At 67.4% G+C, this 14479-nt stretch carries 24 protein-coding genes; 13 read left to right on the top strand and 11 right to left on the bottom strand.

Features of this window, described 5'->3' with window-relative positions:
• Positions 1-105 precede the first annotated feature (105 nt).
• Complete coding sequence (locus ACFQEV_RS18300; protein ID WP_379699129.1) at positions 106-1230, top strand: ORC1-type DNA replication protein; 1125 nt, start codon at positions 106-108, stop codon at positions 1228-1230.
• 28 nt (positions 1231-1258) lie between these two features.
• Here the strand turns inward: ACFQEV_RS18300 and ACFQEV_RS18295 are convergent, their stop codons facing one another.
• Complete coding sequence (locus ACFQEV_RS18295) at positions 1259-1978, bottom strand: SDR family NAD(P)-dependent oxidoreductase (RefSeq protein ID WP_379699127.1); 720 nt, start codon at positions 1976-1978, stop codon at positions 1259-1261.
• Between the two features lie 88 nt (positions 1979-2066).
• Between ACFQEV_RS18295 and rpiA the strand changes: the two genes are divergently transcribed.
• Positions 2067-2762 carry a ribose-5-phosphate isomerase RpiA gene (gene rpiA / locus ACFQEV_RS18290; protein WP_379699125.1) on the top strand — a complete coding sequence of 232 codons (696 nt, stop codon included), beginning with the start codon at positions 2067-2069 and terminating at the stop codon, positions 2760-2762.
• A 95-nt stretch (positions 2763-2857) separates the two neighbouring features.
• Here rpiA and ACFQEV_RS18285 read toward each other — a convergent pair whose 3' ends face one another.
• A complete protein-coding gene (locus tag ACFQEV_RS18285) occupies positions 2858-3025 on the bottom strand; it encodes a DUF1931 family protein (RefSeq protein WP_006055446.1) in 168 nt (55 codons plus the stop codon).
• Positions 3026-3220: 195 nt separating this feature from the next.
• Between ACFQEV_RS18285 and larB the strand changes: the two genes are divergently transcribed.
• From larB to ACFQEV_RS18270, 4 genes are all read left to right on the top strand, one after another.
• Positions 3221-4012, top strand: coding sequence for a nickel pincer cofactor biosynthesis protein LarB (gene larB, locus ACFQEV_RS18280; RefSeq protein WP_379699122.1), 792 nt, complete (start codon positions 3221-3223; stop codon positions 4010-4012).
• Between the two features lie 110 nt (positions 4013-4122).
• Positions 4123-4272, top strand: coding sequence for a DUF7563 family protein (locus tag ACFQEV_RS19945; protein WP_464391773.1), 150 nt, complete (start codon positions 4123-4125; stop codon positions 4270-4272).
• Between the two features lie 100 nt (positions 4273-4372).
• Positions 4373-5215, top strand: a complete 843-nt coding sequence (gene surE / locus ACFQEV_RS18275) for a 5'/3'-nucleotidase SurE (protein WP_379699120.1) — start codon at positions 4373-4375, stop codon at positions 5213-5215.
• A gap of 85 nt (positions 5216-5300) precedes the next feature.
• On the top strand, positions 5301-5513 hold the full coding sequence (locus ACFQEV_RS18270) for a heavy-metal-associated domain-containing protein (RefSeq protein WP_379699118.1): 213 nt from the start codon (positions 5301-5303) through the stop codon (positions 5511-5513).
• Here ACFQEV_RS18270 and ACFQEV_RS18265 read toward each other — a convergent pair.
• Positions 5510-5950 (bottom strand): DUF6069 family protein, encoded by a 441-nt coding sequence (locus ACFQEV_RS18265; RefSeq protein WP_379699117.1) that lies wholly within the window; start codon positions 5948-5950, stop codon positions 5510-5512. The two genes, ACFQEV_RS18270 and ACFQEV_RS18265, sit on opposite strands and share 4 nt — an antisense overlap.
• 155 nt (positions 5951-6105) lie before the next feature.
• Between ACFQEV_RS18265 and ACFQEV_RS18260 the strand changes: the two genes are divergently transcribed.
• The 5 genes from ACFQEV_RS18260 (at position 6106) to ACFQEV_RS18240 (ending at position 7645) form a co-directional block, all read left to right on the top strand.
• Positions 6106-6585, top strand: a complete 480-nt coding sequence (locus ACFQEV_RS18260) for an Lrp/AsnC family transcriptional regulator (protein WP_379699115.1) — start codon at positions 6106-6108, stop codon at positions 6583-6585.
• 109 nt (positions 6586-6694) lie between these two features.
• Complete coding sequence (locus tag ACFQEV_RS18255) at positions 6695-6952, top strand: hypothetical protein (protein WP_379699113.1); 258 nt, start codon at positions 6695-6697, stop codon at positions 6950-6952.
• 1 nt (position 6953) lies between these two features.
• Positions 6954-7121: a hypothetical protein gene (locus ACFQEV_RS18250; protein WP_379699111.1), complete on the top strand. Its 168-nt coding sequence runs from the start codon at positions 6954-6956 to the stop codon at positions 7119-7121.
• Entirely contained in the window at positions 7108-7311 is a 204-nt protein-coding gene (locus tag ACFQEV_RS18245; protein ID WP_379699109.1) for a zinc ribbon-containing protein, read from the top strand. The genes ACFQEV_RS18250 and ACFQEV_RS18245 overlap by 14 nt, the downstream gene beginning before the upstream one ends.
• An 82-nt stretch (positions 7312-7393) precedes the next feature.
• Positions 7394-7645: a GIY-YIG nuclease family protein gene (locus tag ACFQEV_RS18240; protein ID WP_379699107.1), complete on the top strand. Its 252-nt coding sequence runs from the start codon at positions 7394-7396 to the stop codon at positions 7643-7645.
• A gap of 37 nt (positions 7646-7682) precedes the next feature.
• On the opposite strand, the gene ACFQEV_RS18235 is transcribed toward ACFQEV_RS18240, so the two are convergent.
• Complete coding sequence (locus tag ACFQEV_RS18235; protein ID WP_379699105.1) at positions 7683-7865, bottom strand: hypothetical protein; 183 nt, start codon at positions 7863-7865, stop codon at positions 7683-7685.
• 57 nt (positions 7866-7922) lie between these two features.
• A complete protein-coding gene (locus ACFQEV_RS18230; RefSeq protein WP_379699103.1) occupies positions 7923-8480 on the bottom strand; it encodes an NADPH-dependent FMN reductase in 558 nt (185 codons plus the stop codon).
• Positions 8481-8587: 107 nt separating this feature from the next.
• Here ACFQEV_RS18230 and ACFQEV_RS18225 point away from each other — a divergent pair, with 107 nt between their 5' ends.
• A complete protein-coding gene (locus ACFQEV_RS18225; RefSeq protein ID WP_379699101.1) occupies positions 8588-9961 on the top strand; it encodes a phosphoglucomutase/phosphomannomutase family protein in 1374 nt (457 codons plus the stop codon).
• On the opposite strand, the gene ACFQEV_RS18220 is transcribed toward ACFQEV_RS18225, so the two are convergent.
• The 5 genes from ACFQEV_RS18220 to samp2 form a co-directional block, all read right to left on the bottom strand.
• Positions 9954-10334: a GNAT family N-acetyltransferase gene (locus ACFQEV_RS18220; RefSeq protein WP_379699099.1), complete on the bottom strand. Its 381-nt coding sequence runs from the start codon at positions 10332-10334 to the stop codon at positions 9954-9956. The genes ACFQEV_RS18225 and ACFQEV_RS18220 overlap by 8 nt on opposite strands.
• Before the next feature lie 70 nt (positions 10335-10404).
• On the bottom strand, positions 10405-10494 hold the full coding sequence (locus ACFQEV_RS18215) for an HVO_2523 family zinc finger protein (RefSeq protein WP_379699937.1): 90 nt from the start codon (positions 10492-10494) through the stop codon (positions 10405-10407).
• 70 nt (positions 10495-10564) lie between these two features.
• Positions 10565-11836, bottom strand: coding sequence for an aryl-sulfate sulfotransferase (locus ACFQEV_RS18210; protein WP_379699097.1), 1272 nt, complete (start codon positions 11834-11836; stop codon positions 10565-10567).
• The gene (locus ACFQEV_RS18205) at positions 11833-11973 is read right to left on the bottom strand and encodes a hypothetical protein (RefSeq protein ID WP_379699095.1); all 141 of its coding nucleotides are present in this window, start codon (positions 11971-11973) and stop codon (positions 11833-11835) included. Before ACFQEV_RS18205 ends, ACFQEV_RS18210 begins: the two co-directional genes overlap by 4 nt.
• A 493-nt stretch (positions 11974-12466) precedes the next feature.
• The gene (gene samp2 / locus ACFQEV_RS18200; RefSeq protein WP_379699093.1) at positions 12467-12667 is read right to left on the bottom strand and encodes a ubiquitin-like small modifier protein SAMP2; all 201 of its coding nucleotides are present in this window, start codon (positions 12665-12667) and stop codon (positions 12467-12469) included.
• 123 nt (positions 12668-12790) lie between these two features.
• On the opposite strand from samp2, the gene ACFQEV_RS18195 reads away from it, so the two are divergent.
• The gene (locus tag ACFQEV_RS18195; protein ID WP_379699091.1) at positions 12791-13777 is read left to right on the top strand and encodes a replication factor C small subunit; all 987 of its coding nucleotides are present in this window, start codon (positions 12791-12793) and stop codon (positions 13775-13777) included.
• A gap of 53 nt (positions 13778-13830) precedes the next feature.
• Here the strand turns inward: ACFQEV_RS18195 and ACFQEV_RS18190 are convergent, their stop codons facing one another.
• Positions 13831-14319 carry a TspO/MBR family protein gene (locus ACFQEV_RS18190; protein WP_379699089.1) on the bottom strand — a complete coding sequence of 163 codons (489 nt, stop codon included), beginning with the start codon at positions 14317-14319 and terminating at the stop codon, positions 13831-13833.
• Between the last annotated feature and the right edge of the window lie 160 nt (positions 14320-14479).

Here is a 14479-nt window from a genome sequence, read left to right as displayed (position 1 = left end):
ACGCGAACCTACGATACCGGGCGTCTCAGAGTCCCTTCGTTTTACTTTCACTTTCGCTCCGCCGCTGGGGAACCGTTAAGTAGACTGCTATTCGTGATTGAAGCGATGAGGGACGACCCCGAGGAGGGGATGCTGTCGTGGGACGAGACGGTGTTCCGCGACGAACACGTCTTCGAGATAGATTACGTCCCGGAGACGTTCAACCACCGCGAGACGCAACTGCAGAGTCTGAAGTACGCGCTTCGCCCCGCGGTTCGCGGTTCCCGCCCCCTCAACACCACGGTTCGGGGTCCTCCCGGTACCGGAAAAACCACCGCAGTGCAGAAGTTGTTCGGCGAACTCGGCGCGCAGTCGGGCGTTCGCACCGTCAGGGTGAACTGCCAAGTCGATTCGACGCGCTACGCGGTGTTCTCCCGCATCTTCGAGCACATCTTCGAGTACGAACCGCCGTCGTCGGGCATCTCGTTCAAGAAACTGTTCGGCCAGATAACCGACAGGCTCGTCGAGGACGAGGAGGTGTTGGCCGTCGCCTTGGACGACGTGAACTACCTGTTCTACGAGAACGAGGCGTCCGACACGCTCTACTCCTTGCTCCGCGCCCACGAGACGCACACGGGCGCGAGAATCGGCGTCATCATCGTCTCCTCGGACCTCTCTCTCGACGTCATCGACGAACTCGACGGGCGCGTCCAGAGCGTCTTCCGCCCCGAGGAGGTGTACTTCCCCGTCTACGACGTCGACGAGATCGTGGACATCCTCCGCGGACGCGCCCGCCGCGGGTTCCACGAGAACGTCATCGGGGACCCGGAACTCGACCGGGTGGCGGAGCTCACCGCCGAGAACGGCGACCTGCGCGTCGGCATCGACTTGCTCCGCCGCGCGGGACTCCACGCGGAGATGCGCGCGAGTCGGACCGTCGAACTCGAAGACGTGGAGGCGGCCTACGACAAATCGAAGTACGTCCACCTCTCGCGGTGTCTCCGCGGCCTCTCCGAGACCGAACGCGCCCTCGTGCGGGTCATCGCGGAGTACGACGGCGAACAGGCCGGCACCGTCTACGACGCCTTCCGCGAGGAGACGGACCTCGGCTACACGCGGTACTCCGAGATAACGAACAAGCTCGACCAACTCGGCGTCATCGAGACCGAGTACGCCGACATCGAGGGCCGGGGGCGCTCCCGGTCGCTCTCGTTGGCGTACGACCCCGAGGCCGTGTTGGACCGCCTCTGAACCCGCCGGAGTCGGCGGCGGACCCTTCTCAGAACTCCTCGGCGTTCGGACGCAGGTCTAGTTCCAGCGTCCACGCGCTTCTGTCCTGCCGAACGAGGTACCAGTACGCATCGGCGATCGCGTCGGGGTCAAGCGATTCCACCTCGCCGGTCCGGTCTCCGTCCTCGTCTCCGTCGGCGTCGGACGGGCGGATGCCGCCGTCCACGACGACGTGGGCGACGTGGATGCCCTCGGGTCCGAGCTCACGCGCCATCGACTCCGCCATACCGCGCGCGGCGAACTTCGCCGCCGAGAAGCCGACCGCCCCCTCCCGCCCGCGGACGGCGGACGTGGCACCGGTGAAGACGACGGTTCCGCCCCCGGTTTCGAGCATGTCGTCTACGGCCTCCTGCGCGCAGACGAACGCGCCGCGGACGCCGGTGGCCAACGCGTCGTCTAACTCCGCCGCCGAGAGTTCGCGGACGCCCTTCCACGCCGACGAACTGGCGTTGTTGACGAGGATATCGACGGGGCCGAGCTCCGACCGGACGCGTTCGAAGGCGTCTCTCACGTCCTCGGGGTCCGTGAGGTCCGTCGGCACCGCGAGTCCCTTGCCCGGTCCGTCGTCCAGTTCCTTGGCGAGCGATTCGACGAACGACTCCGACCGGGCGAACAGGGCGACCGAACACCCCTCGTCGGCGAACCGACGCGCGACGGACGCTCCGAGTCCGGGGCCGACGCCCGCGACGACCGCGACAGAATCTGTCATACTCCCGACGACGGACTCCGGGAGTAAAGGCATGACCGCGGGCGACGGCGTTCGAAGGCTTTTCGCCGCGCCTCTCCGACGCACGGGTATGAAGACGACGGGCGGTACGGACGACCAGAAGCGCCGCGCAGGCGAACGCGCGGCGGACCTCGTGACGGACGGCGCGACGGTCGGACTCGGCACCGGGAGCACGGCGGCGTTCGCCGTGCGCGCCATCGCCCGCGCCGTCGAGGAAGACGGACTCGACGTCCGCGGCGTCCCCACCTCCTTCGCGACGCGCGAACTCGCCCGCGAGGAGGGGATTCCCCTCGCCTCCTTGGACGAGGTGGAGACCGTAGACGTCGCCATCGACGGCGCGGACCAGGTGGACGACGCACTGAACGCCATCAAGGGCGGCGGCGCGGCGCACGCGCGGGAGAAGATAGTCGACGCCGCCGCGGAGCGATTCGTCGTCGTCGCCGACCCCTCGAAGACGGCGGCGACGCTGGACCGCGCGGTGCCGGTGGAGGTGTTGCCCGACGCGCGGACGACGGTCGCCGCGCGCCTGCGAGAACTCGGCGGCGACCCGACGCTCAGGAGCGCCGAACGGAAGGACGGGCCGGTCGTCACCGACAACGGGAACCTCGTCCTCGACTGCGAGTTCGGCGCTATCGACGACCCCGCCTCCCTCGCCGCGGACCTCTCTGCGACTCCGGGGTGCGTCGAACACGGCCTGTTCGTCGGGATGGCCGACGAGGTGTACGTCGGAACGGACGACGGCGTCGAGGTCAGGACGCGGGGCTGACGCTCCCCTCCGTCGCGTTCGCCGTCGTAGCGCCCCGCACACGCGAGGCTATCTGACGTATCGCCTCGAAAAAATCGAAGCCGGATTGAACCGGTTTACAGGTCGCGGGGCTGGACCGTCTTCCGGTCGTTCTCTTCCGCACGGCGGGCGGCATCTTCGAGCAGTTCCTTGACTTCCTCATCGAGCGCGTCGTAGAAGTCCGAAGCGACGTTCTTGTCGTTGAGCGCTTCCTTGACGGCTGCCTTGACAATAAGGTCTGCCATACAACCCACCTTTCAGAGTCCTACTTAATAAGATTTCGCAAATCTGCCTCCTCTACGTCCCTACCGGTAGGTTATGGCCTTTCAGAGGGAACGGATTTATATAGGGGGAGCAGTGATAGGGAAGGTTCGACCGTCGGCGGACCCTCACCGACCGGAAACGACACGTACGAGGAGGAGTAATCCGAACGGCGCACCATGCGAGAGATTCTGGAGGCGGTCGCCGCGGGGGACCTTTCCCCGGCGGCCGCCGAGGCCCGACTGGCGGGGTACGCGACGACGGACGCCGGGCGGTTCGACGCCGCCCGCGAGACGCGCCGAGGCGTCCCGGAGGCCATTCTCGCGGACGTGAAGACGCCCGCAGAGACGGCGACGCTGGCCGCCGCGGCCGTCGAATCGACGGGTCGCGCGATACTCACCCGCGCTTCGCAGGCCCACGTGGACGCCGTCGCCGAGGAACTGGGCGACGCGGCGGAACTCGACCGGGAGGAACGGGCGCGAACGCTCGTCGCGCGCGCGCCGGACTTCGAACCGCCGAGTCTCGACGCCGCCGTCGGTATCGTCACCGGCGGCACCTCCGACGCCGAGGCCGCGGGAGAGGCGGCCGTCATCGCGCGCGAGATGGGCGCTTCCGTCTTCCGCGTCGAGGACGTGGGCGTCGCCCACCTCGGGCGCGTCCTCGACCACCTCGACGAACTGCGGGCCGCCGACGTCCTCGTCGTCGCCGCCGGGCGCGAGGGCGCACTTCCGACCGTCGTCGCCGGACTGGTCGATACGCCGGTCATCGGCCTGCCCGTCTCGACGGGGTACGGCCACGGCGGCGACGGCGAGGCGGCCCTCTCGGGGATGCTCCAGTCCTGTACCGTCATCTCCGTCGTCAACGTGGACGCCGGGTTCGTCGCCGGGGCGCAGGCCGGACTCGTCGCCCGCGCGGTGTCGCAGGCGAGGGCGGACGCCGAGGACGCCGGTCGGTCGGACGACGCGAACTGACGCGCCGCCGCGAACGGAGTTGTGTGGTACCGTCGCACGTGCGCGAAGCGGTCTTACGCGCGGGACACCTACGGTGAGTACCGGCACTGTGGTGGCTGCCGGACCCAACTATGTCAACCTGCGACCATTGCGGGTCGCACGTCTCCGAGCACTTCGTGCGCGTGTTCGCCGACGAACAAGGGCGAGTCCTCGCCTGTCCAAACTGTTCGGCGAACGCGGGCATCGCTGAAGTCGCGCGGCGACGTACCCGCACCGCATAACCGTTGAAGCGGACGGAAGACCACCACGCGAAGCCGACCCCCCTTTTCCCGCGGCGAATCAGAAGCCATAGGTTCGACTCCGACGAGGCTCAGGTACCCGATGAGCGACGGTCTCTCCATCCTCCTGACCAACGACGACGGCATCGACGCGCCCGGCATCGCGGCCCTCCGCGAGGAACTCACCGCCCTCGGCGAGGTGACCGTCGTCGCGCCCGACGGCAACCGAAGCGGCCTCGGCCGGACGCGGAACGACACCGCCGTCGTCCGCGACCACCCGTGGGGGTACGCCTTCGGCGGCACGCCCGCCGACTGCGCGGCGTACGGCCTCCGCGGACTCGACGCCTCCTTCGACGTGGTCGTCGCGGGCGTCAACGACGGCCCGAACGCCGGCAACTACGTCGTCGGACGCTCCGCCACCGTCGGCGCGGGGTTGGAAGCGGCGTTCCTCGACACGCCCGCCCTCGCCGTCTCGGCGTACCACTCGAAGGACTTCTTCCTCTCGCCGCCCGAGGAGTACGACTTCTCCCGGCCCGCCCGCGCCGCCCGCGGACTGGTCGAACGTGCCCTCGACGCGGGCGTCTACGACGAAGTGGACCTCCTAAACGTCAACGCGCCGGTGGACGCGGCGAACCCGCCGGTCGTCCTCACCCGACCGCACCACGACTACGGCCAACACGTCGAACCCGTCGCGGAACCCGGCGACGAGTACGACCTGGCGGACGACGAACGCCTCGTCCGCCTCCACGACCGGACGTGGCCCGGCGCGGTGGGGTGGGAGAACCCCTTCCCGCCGACGGAGGAACACCGCCGCCTCTACCCGGTCGGCACCGACCGCCGCGCCCTCGTGGACGCGCAGGTGAGCGTCTCACCGCTCTCGGTGAACCACGGCGTGCCGGACAGCGACGCCCTCGCGGACGTGGTGGAGACGTTCGAAGTCGAGTAGTTCGACCGCTCTGCCCGCGAAACCCTTCCAAGGCTTATCCTTGCAGGCCGTGTGCTCATTCTCCCGCCTCGAATACCGTACTCCCATGGCCGAAAATCACGCGCAGTTCTCCATCAGGACGGTCAAGTCCGAAGAGGAAGTCGAGGAGATAGAGAGCGAACTGGAGAACGCCAACGGCGTCATGGAGGCGGACATCGACGCCGAGAGCGGTGCGGCGGACGTCCGATTCGACCTCGAACTGATAGGCGAGGCGCAGATAAAAGGTGCCGTCCAAGATATGGGGTACGAAGTCTCTTAGACTCTAATCGCCCCGGTCACGAACGCGACGAGGGGGACGGCGACGACGACGTGGGAGACGACGAGGACGGCCTGTCCGACGGCGGTGACGCCCAGCGTCGGCGCGAAGACGATGACGGGGACGAGCATCACCGCGAAGACGACGGCGGCCGCCGCGACGAACTTTCGGACCGGTCGGTCGGTCAGTCGGACCAACGCGGCGTAGACGACGGCCGCCCCGACGCCGGCGACGGTGGCCGCGGCGATTCCCGGTCCGAGGGCGAACGGGTCGTTGGCCCCCGTCGCGCCAAGGTTCGCGCCGGAGAGGGCGACGACGGTACGGACGAGGAGTAGCGCGACGACTGCGACGAGGACGCCCGCCGTCGTCCGGCGGACGAGTTCACCCGCGCCGGTTGGTACGGCGTACCGGGTGCTCGGAGGCGTAGTGGTAGTTACCATAGGTATTCCGACGCTCGCTGAGGTATTAAAGCGATAAGCCCGAGTTCGTCGTCGAGGGCGAATTCGCTCCGGAGAGAGTTCACGGCCGCCGCTCGTCCGGCCCGCCCGAAACGTCAGTCCAAAGAATCATTGTGTCCGATACTGCTACGTCATCCATGAGTGCCGAGGGACTCGACGAGATAGACTTGGGCATCCTCCACCTCCTTCAGGAAGACGCTCGGAACCACACGCCCGTCGATATGGCCAAACAGCTCCCGGTGTCCGACCAGACGATCCGGAACCGAATCGAGAAGATGGAACGTATGGGCGTCCTCGAAGGGTACGTCCCCCTTATCAACTATCAGAACGCCGGGTTCCCCATTCGGCTCGAATTCTGCTGCACCGCGCCGGTCAAACGCCGCGAGGAGCTCGCTCAGGAGGCGCTGAAAATCGACCACGTCGTCCGCGTCGAGGAGATGTTGAGCGCGCAGGAGAACGTCAGGGTCCTTGCCGTCTCCAACGACTCGGACGAGATCAACGACATCGCCACCCAGATAGACGCCTTGGGGTTGACTATCGTCAGCGAACGCCTCCGACGGCGCACGTACCTCCAACCGTTCAACCACTTCGGGAAGGGAATCGTCGACGACCGCTAGATATTTTCCCAGGTACAATTTTTGAAATGTAAATGAACACTGGGGATATATACTCCAATAACTAGAGTTGGAGAAAATACTTTGGTAGTAGCAAACTGACTCGTAGCCGATGGGATTGTCTAGCGCGAAGTTGGCGACTTCCGAAACGGAGGAATCGACGGCGGAGGTTCCCTCGGCGGTTTCGGAAGCGGATGACGTCGGATGCGACAGTCTCCCACCGCAGGAGGCGACAGACGGCGACGCACTTCGACCACTCGGAGGCGACGCGGAGCGACCCGTTCGTGCCGCGTTCGTCGCCCGAAACCGGAAGACTACCCGTCGGACGGACGAGGGGGGAACCGTCCCCGAACCGCCGGGTGAGGAGTAACATGTACCGATGTGCGTGCCGCGACTGCACGGAGGAGGTTATCTTCGAAGACTACGACGACGCGCAGGCGTTCTTCACCCGCCACGCGTCGCGGAGCCACGAGGTGGAACTACTCAACCTCTCCGCGAGGACCGGAGAGCCCCCCTTAGGGTCGGTTGACGAGGTATGAGCGGAGCCTCCTCCCCTCGTCGAACCGACGCCGAGCAGACGCCGCCGAACCCGTCCGGCCGATGCCGGTGAACGTCGTCTGCGACTCCTGCGGCGTCACCCTCCTCGGCATCCGGTCGATGGAGCCGAAACCCATCGGGAACGACGCGTGCCCGAAGTGCGGCGGCACGGAGTTCTCGTACGGCGACTAAGCCTCCGACGCGCGGACCAGACGACCGAGCCGAACCCGTCGGACCGAGCGAACTTTCACCGTCCGGCGCGGACCGTCTCGCCGTGTCGGAACACTACGTCTACGTCCTCCGGTGCGCCGACGGGTCGTTGTACACGGGCTACACGACCGACGTCGAACGCCGCGTCGCCGAACACGACGCGGGCGAGGGCGCGAAGTACACCCGCGGCCGGACGCCGGTCGAACTCGTCCACGTCGAATCGTTCGACTCGAAGTCCGAGGCGATGTCCCGGGAGTACGAGGTCAAGCAGTTCTCGCGGCGACGAAAGGAACGACTGGTCGGATTAGACGGCTAGGAAAACGACCGGGGGAAGGGCTACGGTACGACCGATTCTACGCGGCGAAACCGCCGACGATGCCGCCGATGGCACCGCCGAGTTCACCGTTCAGGAACTGCCGGACGGTGACGTGAACCTTCGTCACGTGGTCGGGCGTCCGGTCGGGGAGGTCGGTGGTGGGGCCGCGCGTCCGGTCCGCGTTCGCGTCGGCGTCTGCGGTAGATTCCGCGTCGGTCACCGCCTTCTTCTGACTCCGCGGTTCGACCGGCGGCGGTCCGCACCCCCTGCGAGGCGGTCAGTCCGACTCCGCGAGGACGGGCGGTTCGCAGTCGAGTTTGGCCGCGTGTTCGACGACGGACTCGCCGAGGGAGACGAGTCGCTCTTCGATGTCCTCGTCGACGAGTTCGCCGCCCTGGAACTTCTCGTACCCCTTCCTGATTCCGACCTGCTGGGGGACGACGTACCCGTGGACGCCTCGGACGGTACTTCGCATGTGTTCGAGCGTCGCGCCGTAGGACCCGCCGCCCGCGACGGCGACTAACCCGACGGCGGTGTCCTCGTAGTCGTCGAAACTGCAGTAGTCGTGGAAGTTGCGGAACGTCGAGGAGTACGACCCGTGGTACACCGGAGAGCCGAGGATCACGCCGTCGGCGTCGCGGACCTTTCGGGTCAAGCGGGCGGACTCCCCCTGTTCGTCCTCGTCGGGGTGATAGAGGGGTAAATCCGCCGCGCCGAGGTCTATCATCTCGGTCTCCGCGCCCGCCGCGCGGGCGGCGTCGAGGACGACGCGGAGGGCTTTCAGGGTGTGACTGCCGTCGCGCCTGCTTCCGCAGACGGCGATAACCTTCGTCATCGCTAGCGAACTAGGCCCATCGGCTGAAAAGCCCGTCGGCACTCCGTAGGGCGCGTCTACCCGTCGCCGCGCCGTACCTTTTTGACGGACGCCGAAGACGTTCACGTATGGACGAGATATCTTTCGGAACCGACGGGTGGCGCGCCACCCTCGACACGTTCACCGACGACCGTCTCCGCATCGTCGGACAGGCCGTCGCCGACTACCTCTCCGAGGAGGGGTACGACGCGCCGGTGTTCGTCGGGTACGACGCCCGCGAGTCCTCACCCGGGTTCGCCGAATCGCTGGCGGAGGTCCTCGCCGGGAACGGCTTCGACGTTCTGCTCCCGGACCGCGACCGACCGACGCCCCTCGTCGCCTACGCCATCGTTGACCGCGACCTCTCGGGCGCGATGATGGTCACGGCGTCGCACAACCCCGCGGAGTACAACGGCGTGAAGTTCATCCCCGCCGACGGCGCGCCCGCCCTCCCGGAGGTGACGGAGGCCATCGTCGAACGCCTCGCGGAACCTGACCTCCTCCCGGAGGCGGAACGCGGGACGATAGAGGAGGTGGACATCGTCACGCCGCACGCGGAACACGCGCGCGAACTCGTGGACGCCGACCTCTCGGGTCTCACCGTCGTCTACGACGCCATGCACGGATCGGGCCGCGGCGTCACGGACGCCCTCCTCGAATCGGCGGGCGCGGAGGTCATCAGCATCCGCGACGAACAGGACCCCGACTTCGGCGGAAGCCCGCCGGAACCGAGCGCCGAGAACCTCGAACGGTTGGTCGAAACCGTCCGCGAGGAGGACGCCGACTTGGGCGTCGCGAACGACGGCGACTCCGACCGCGTGGCGTTCGTCACCCCCGAACGCGGCCACTTGGACGAGAACCTCTTCTTCGCCGCGGCCTACGACTACCTCCTCGAATCGGATAGCGGCCCCGCCATCCGCACCGTCTCGACGACGTTCCTCATCGACCGCATCGCGGAGGCGCACGGCGAAGAGGTGTTCGAGACGCCGGTCGGATTCAAGTGGGTCGCCGACGCGATGAAGGAGCACGACGCCCTGATGGGCGGCGAGGAATCGGGCGGGTTCTCCGTCCGCGGGCACGTCCGCGAGAAGGACGGCGTCCTCATGGGACTCCTCGGCGCGGCGGCGACGGCGGCCGAACCGATGGACGAACGCGTGGACCGCCTCCTCGACGAACACGGCGACATCGTCGCCGACAAGATAGGCTTAGAGTGCCCGGACTCCGAGAAGGAACGGGTCATCGAGGACTTAGACGACGAACTCCCCGAACAGGTCGCCGGCCGCGACATCGCCAAAGTCGTCACGCTCGACGGCTTCAAGCTCCTCCTCGAGGACGGGTCGTGGCTTCTGGTCCGCCCCTCGGGGACGGAACCGATGATGCGCGTCTACGCCGAGGCGTCGAGTCGGGAGGACGTCGATACCTTGCTCGAGGCGGGCCGCGAACTGGTCGAACCGCTCATCTGAGGACGCCCCGGAAGCGCCCCTCGTTCTCCGTCTCCCGTATCTCGAATCCGAGCGACTCGTAGAACGGCCGCACTCGGTCGCCGAACTCGGCGGTCACCGTCCCGTCGACCCGCGCGTCGGCCGCCGCCACGAGTTCGCTCCCGACGCCCCGGCCGCGACGCTGCCGACGGACGGCAATTTGCGCTATCTCCGTCCCGTTGAGGACGCAGACGCCGACGAGACGGCCGTCGTCCCCGCTCTCCGCGACCAGCACCGACCCGGACTCGATTCGGCGGCGGACCGTCTCGGCGTCTGCTTCGAGCATCGCGCCGTCGAGGAGGAACATCGCGTCCGCCTCGTCGTTGGGCGTCGCCTCCCGCACCGCGAGGTTCATCGACCGACGTTCGCCCCCGCGTCGGGTTAAATCCCCTCGCGCGTTCCCGGCGTGGGTGACGATGAAGTAGTCAGTAGAAGGTGTCCGAACAGTCGTAGGCCACGCCGTGCTGGGGACGGACGTACTTGCAGTGGCGGTGGTACATCGGCTCCTCGCACATCGGACAGGTCGGCCGCCCCGTCGCTCGCCACCGTCCTCGCTCACGGGGGTAGCTCACCCCGCCAGCGCGATCACTGTTTTCCACCGAGTCCGCCTCGCACGAGCAGGTGCCCGCCCCGAATCCAGAGGACGAGCGCGACGGCCACGACTAGCACGTGAATCTCCGACACCCAGTAGGGGAGCGCGACGATCTCTCGCGCGCCGGCCAGAAGCATCCAGAGTATCGGGATCTTGCGCTCGAGCAGGCCGAGGTCGGTCTCCCGCTCGGTGCCGTAGGGCTGGATCGACTGCGGGGCCTTGCCGGACACCTCGCCGTGGGGCACGCGGTCGGCCTCGTACGGCAGCGAGGGGACGCCGTAACTCGCCACGACGCTCCCGTCCTCGCGTATCTCGACCACGCGGTTGTTCCGGCTGTCGGTCACCAGCGTGTTGCCGTTCGGCAGTCGGTCGGCGTCCCGCGGCCAGTCGAACGCGACACCGCCCGCCTTGGCGACAGCCCACGCCTCCTCCCACTCGCCGGTCGTCTCGTTCCTGTGGAGCTCGACCACGCGGTGGTTCTCCGAGTCGGCGACCACCACCGCGCCGTCGCCGAGCCACTGCGGGTTGTGCTGCTGGTTCAGCACGTCCTCGTCGCCGTCCTCGTTTATCACTTCGACCACGCCCTTCCCGCGCTCGACGATCAGGAGCTGGTTCTCGTTGCGGATCGAGACGAGGAAGCGGCCGTCGCCGATGTAGTCGGCGTCGTTGAGGTGGAGCCAGTCGACCTTCGTCGGGTCGTCGGGAGCCTCGTAGTGGTCGCTTGCGTTCCACGTCCAGTTCCGTTCACCCGTCTCGGGGTCGTAGGTGAAGATGCTCTCCCACTCCATGTCGGCCACGAGCACGTTGCCGTTGGGCATCATCTCCGCGTCGTGGACCTCGCTGTCCTTCCGGGTCCGGACCGGGTAGCTCCACTCGTAGACGACTTCCGGGCGGGGATTCGGCTCGATGATCCGGACGCCGGTCCGCTTGCACGGCGGCTGGTACCGTCCGCAGTCCTGGTAGCCGCCCGCGGCGAACGTGGTCAGCACCGAGCCGTTGTCGAGCGTCTGGACGCTCTGGTAACTGATGATGTTCCCGATGCTCCACTTAACGTTCCCCCGACCGTCGAGCGCGGTCACGTTTCCGTTCGGCCCAGGTCCCTGCACGCCCACCAGCAGCGACGAGTTGTTCACGTCGGCGGACTCGGACATCCGATCCGTATCGGGAGCGAGTGCCCAACTCCCTCCGAACGCGATGGCGACGAGTAGCACGCCGGCGCCGACGAACAGGAGTCCGCGCCGGAGCGAATCTCTCCTCGGACTCACGCCGATACCTCCCCGGCGGCGTCGTCCGCTTCGGCGACGGCGTTCGTCTCGGCGGTGTGGACGCTCGTCTCCGTCGTCCTGACAGCACGGTCGTTCGTATCCGTACTGCTCGGCTCCGCAACCTCTCTCGTTCGCACGTCGGGGACGCCTCTCCGGCGACCGCCACGCGACCATCCCTCCGTTCCCCCGGTTAGCCGCATAATCGAACGAAGCGTACGCTATGGACCACTGTAACGTCTCCGGCCCGAACGACGAAGAACGGGAGACAAACCGAGCGTAACGCAGCTCAACTCGGGGTTAGCACTCCGACCAGCCGTAGGTCTTGGAGCCTTCGGAGTAGTACAGCGACAGCGAGCTACGGCTCGGACGCTCCGGGATCTCGCCGGAGGCGATGATGTCCTGTTGGTCGGCCTCCTCGCTGTCGGTCGCCGCGCTACCGCCGTCGGTCTCTCGGTTAGGGTCGGTCGATTCGACGCGGGTCGGACCTCTGCGCGGAAGAGTACGCCGACGAGAGCACCGTCGACGGCGGGGAGTCCCGGGTGGACGCTCCGCGACGGGCGGAGCGACTCGTTCGCCTACTACGGCTAACCTCCGAGGAACCCGTTTTCGTGGGGTAGTCGCGTCGGACCGTCATCCGCCCTTGATGAGCCTGAGGACCTTCACTTCCGGCGCTTCGACGGGTTGGTCCTCGGGGACGGGAGAGCCGTCTACGAGGACCGACACCTCGTGGGGACTGAGGTCCACCGCGCGGATCAGGTCGGCGTACGTTCCGTCGTCGCCCACCTCCACCTCGCGCGTCTCCTCCCCGACGACTTCGACGGTCACCTGCATGGTCGTGCGTCGGCGCGCCGCGGGTTTCAGGGTTTCTCTCCGCGTCCGCCGTCCGTTCCGCGTTCGCTCGCCGGTCGCGCGCAACGCGGGTTCTTTATCACTCGGGGGGCCCGTGTGACGCGTATGAGCGAGGCCGCAGAGTCCGACGCCACGCCGGCGGGCCGAGAGATCTGGATAGAGAAGTACCGCCCGCAGACGCTGGACGACGTGTACGGGCAGGAAGACATCGTGGGGCGTCTGCAGTCCTACGTCGAACAGGACGACCTTCCCCACCTGCTCTTCGCCGGACCGGCGGGTATCGGCAAGACGACGTGCGCGACGGCCATCGCGCGCGCCATCTACGGCGACGACTGGCGCGGCAACTTCCTCGAACTGAACGCCTCGGACGAACGCGGCATCGACGTGGTGCGCGACCGAATCAAGAACTTCGCGCGCTCTTCCTTCGGCGGGTACGACTACCGCGTCATCTTCTTAGACGAGGCGGACTCCCTCACGTCGGACGCGCAGTCCGCGCTCCGCCGGACGATGGAGCAGTTCTCCGACAACACCCGCTTCATCCTCTCGTGTAACTACTCCTCGAAGATCATCGACCCCATTCAGTCGCGGTGCGCCGTCTTCCGCTTCTCGCCCCTCTCGGACGACGCCGTCCGGTCGCAGGTCGAAGACATCGCGGAGAACGAGGACATCGAACTCACCGAGGACGGCCTCGACGCCCTCGTCTACGCCGCGGGCGGCGACATGCGCCGCGCCATCAACTCCCTGCAGGCCGCCGCGACGACGGGCGACGTGGTGGACGAGGAGGCGGTGTACATGATAACCTCGACGGCCCGCCCCGAGGACATAGAGGAGATGGTCACCGCCGCCATCGACGGCGACTTCCTCGGCGCGCGGTCGAAGTTGGAGACGCTCCTCGTCGACACGGGGATGGCCGGCGGCGACATCATCGACCAACTCCACCGGTCGGTCTGGGACTTCGACCTGGACGAACGGGCGACCGTCCGCCTGATGGAACGTATCGGCGAAGCGGACTACCGAATCACCGAGGGCGCGAACGAACAGGTGCAACTCGAAGCGTTGCTGGCGTCTCTCGCGGGCGCGTCGGAGCAGTAGGCTCCGTTACGTTCTCTCTTCTTCCGCTCTCCCGCCCGACGGGGACACCGCCGTCAGTTCAGCGCCCAGAACCCGTAGTTGAGGGCGGTGGCGAACGCCGTCCACAGGAGGTACGGGACCATCAGCGCCGCCGCCCGTCGGTCGATGCGGGCGAACAGTCCGGTCGTCGCGGCGACGGCGACGAGCAGAGGGACGATGACGACGAGTCCGAACGCCGGCGACCGGAGGCCGAAGAACGCCCCCGACCACGCGGCGTTCAACAGCAGTTGGACGAAGAAGGCGGCGAGTGCGACGCGAGTCCGGCCGTCGTCGGACCGAGACACCAGGAACGCCGCCGTCCCCATCAGGACGTACAGGGTTATCCAGACGGGCCCGAACACCCACTCCGGGGGCGCGAACCACGGTTCGGCGAGCGTCGGGTACCACGTCCGAACCGCCGCCCCCGAGAGGGCGTTCCCGACGACGCCCGCCAGCAACGACACCCCGACCCACGCTATCCACTCGCCTATCGACCGGCCGGGGGCCGCCTCGCGCGTCTCCATACCGGTGAGAGGCGCGGTGACCGGTTAGCCGTGTCGCCGGCGTCCGACGCGTCGGCCGGACGCGCCCCCACCTAGACGGCGGCGAAGGCGGCTCGTTCCGCCTCTTCGGGTGCGGAAAGAAGCCCGGAATCGCCCGCTCGTACCCCCGCGTTCCCGGAAC

Source organism: Halopelagius fulvigenes, assembly GCF_042662625.1.
Taxonomy (GTDB): domain Archaea; phylum Halobacteriota; class Halobacteria; order Halobacteriales; family Haloferacaceae; genus Halopelagius; species Halopelagius fulvigenes.
This window is presented reverse-complemented; position numbering and strand designations above follow the sequence as displayed.

Coding starts and splice junctions, on each gene's coding strand:
- ACFQEV_RS18300 (WP_379699129.1), top strand. CDS start 106: ATGAGGGACGACCCCGAGGAGGGGATGCTGTCGTGGGACGAGACGGTG.
- ACFQEV_RS18295 (WP_379699127.1), bottom strand. CDS start 1,978: ATGACAGATTCTGTCGCGGTCGTCGCGGGCGTCGGCCCCGGACTCGGA.
- rpiA (WP_379699125.1), top strand. CDS start 2,067: ATGAAGACGACGGGCGGTACGGACGACCAGAAGCGCCGCGCAGGCGAA.
- ACFQEV_RS18285 (WP_006055446.1), bottom strand. CDS start 3,025: ATGGCAGACCTTATTGTCAAGGCAGCCGTCAAGGAAGCGCTCAACGAC.
- larB (WP_379699122.1), top strand. CDS start 3,221: ATGCGAGAGATTCTGGAGGCGGTCGCCGCGGGGGACCTTTCCCCGGCG.
- ACFQEV_RS19945 (WP_464391773.1), top strand. CDS start 4,123: ATGTCAACCTGCGACCATTGCGGGTCGCACGTCTCCGAGCACTTCGTG.
- surE (WP_379699120.1), top strand. CDS start 4,373: ATGAGCGACGGTCTCTCCATCCTCCTGACCAACGACGACGGCATCGAC.
- ACFQEV_RS18270 (WP_379699118.1), top strand. CDS start 5,301: ATGGCCGAAAATCACGCGCAGTTCTCCATCAGGACGGTCAAGTCCGAA.
- ACFQEV_RS18265 (WP_379699117.1), bottom strand. CDS start 5,950: ATGGTAACTACCACTACGCCTCCGAGCACCCGGTACGCCGTACCAACC.
- ACFQEV_RS18260 (WP_379699115.1), top strand. CDS start 6,106: ATGAGTGCCGAGGGACTCGACGAGATAGACTTGGGCATCCTCCACCTC.
- ACFQEV_RS18255 (WP_379699113.1), top strand. CDS start 6,695: ATGGGATTGTCTAGCGCGAAGTTGGCGACTTCCGAAACGGAGGAATCG.
- ACFQEV_RS18250 (WP_379699111.1), top strand. CDS start 6,954: ATGTACCGATGTGCGTGCCGCGACTGCACGGAGGAGGTTATCTTCGAA.
- ACFQEV_RS18230 (WP_379699103.1), bottom strand. CDS start 8,480: ATGACGAAGGTTATCGCCGTCTGCGGAAGCAGGCGCGACGGCAGTCAC.
- ACFQEV_RS18225 (WP_379699101.1), top strand. CDS start 8,588: ATGGACGAGATATCTTTCGGAACCGACGGGTGGCGCGCCACCCTCGAC.
- ACFQEV_RS18220 (WP_379699099.1), bottom strand. CDS start 10,334: ATGAACCTCGCGGTGCGGGAGGCGACGCCCAACGACGAGGCGGACGCG.
- ACFQEV_RS18215 (WP_379699937.1), bottom strand. CDS start 10,494: ATGTGCGAGGAGCCGATGTACCACCGCCACTGCAAGTACGTCCGTCCC.
- samp2 (WP_379699093.1), bottom strand. CDS start 12,667: ATGCAGGTGACCGTCGAAGTCGTCGGGGAGGAGACGCGCGAGGTGGAG.
- ACFQEV_RS18195 (WP_379699091.1), top strand. CDS start 12,791: ATGAGCGAGGCCGCAGAGTCCGACGCCACGCCGGCGGGCCGAGAGATC.
- ACFQEV_RS18190 (WP_379699089.1), bottom strand. CDS start 14,319: ATGGAGACGCGCGAGGCGGCCCCCGGCCGGTCGATAGGCGAGTGGATA.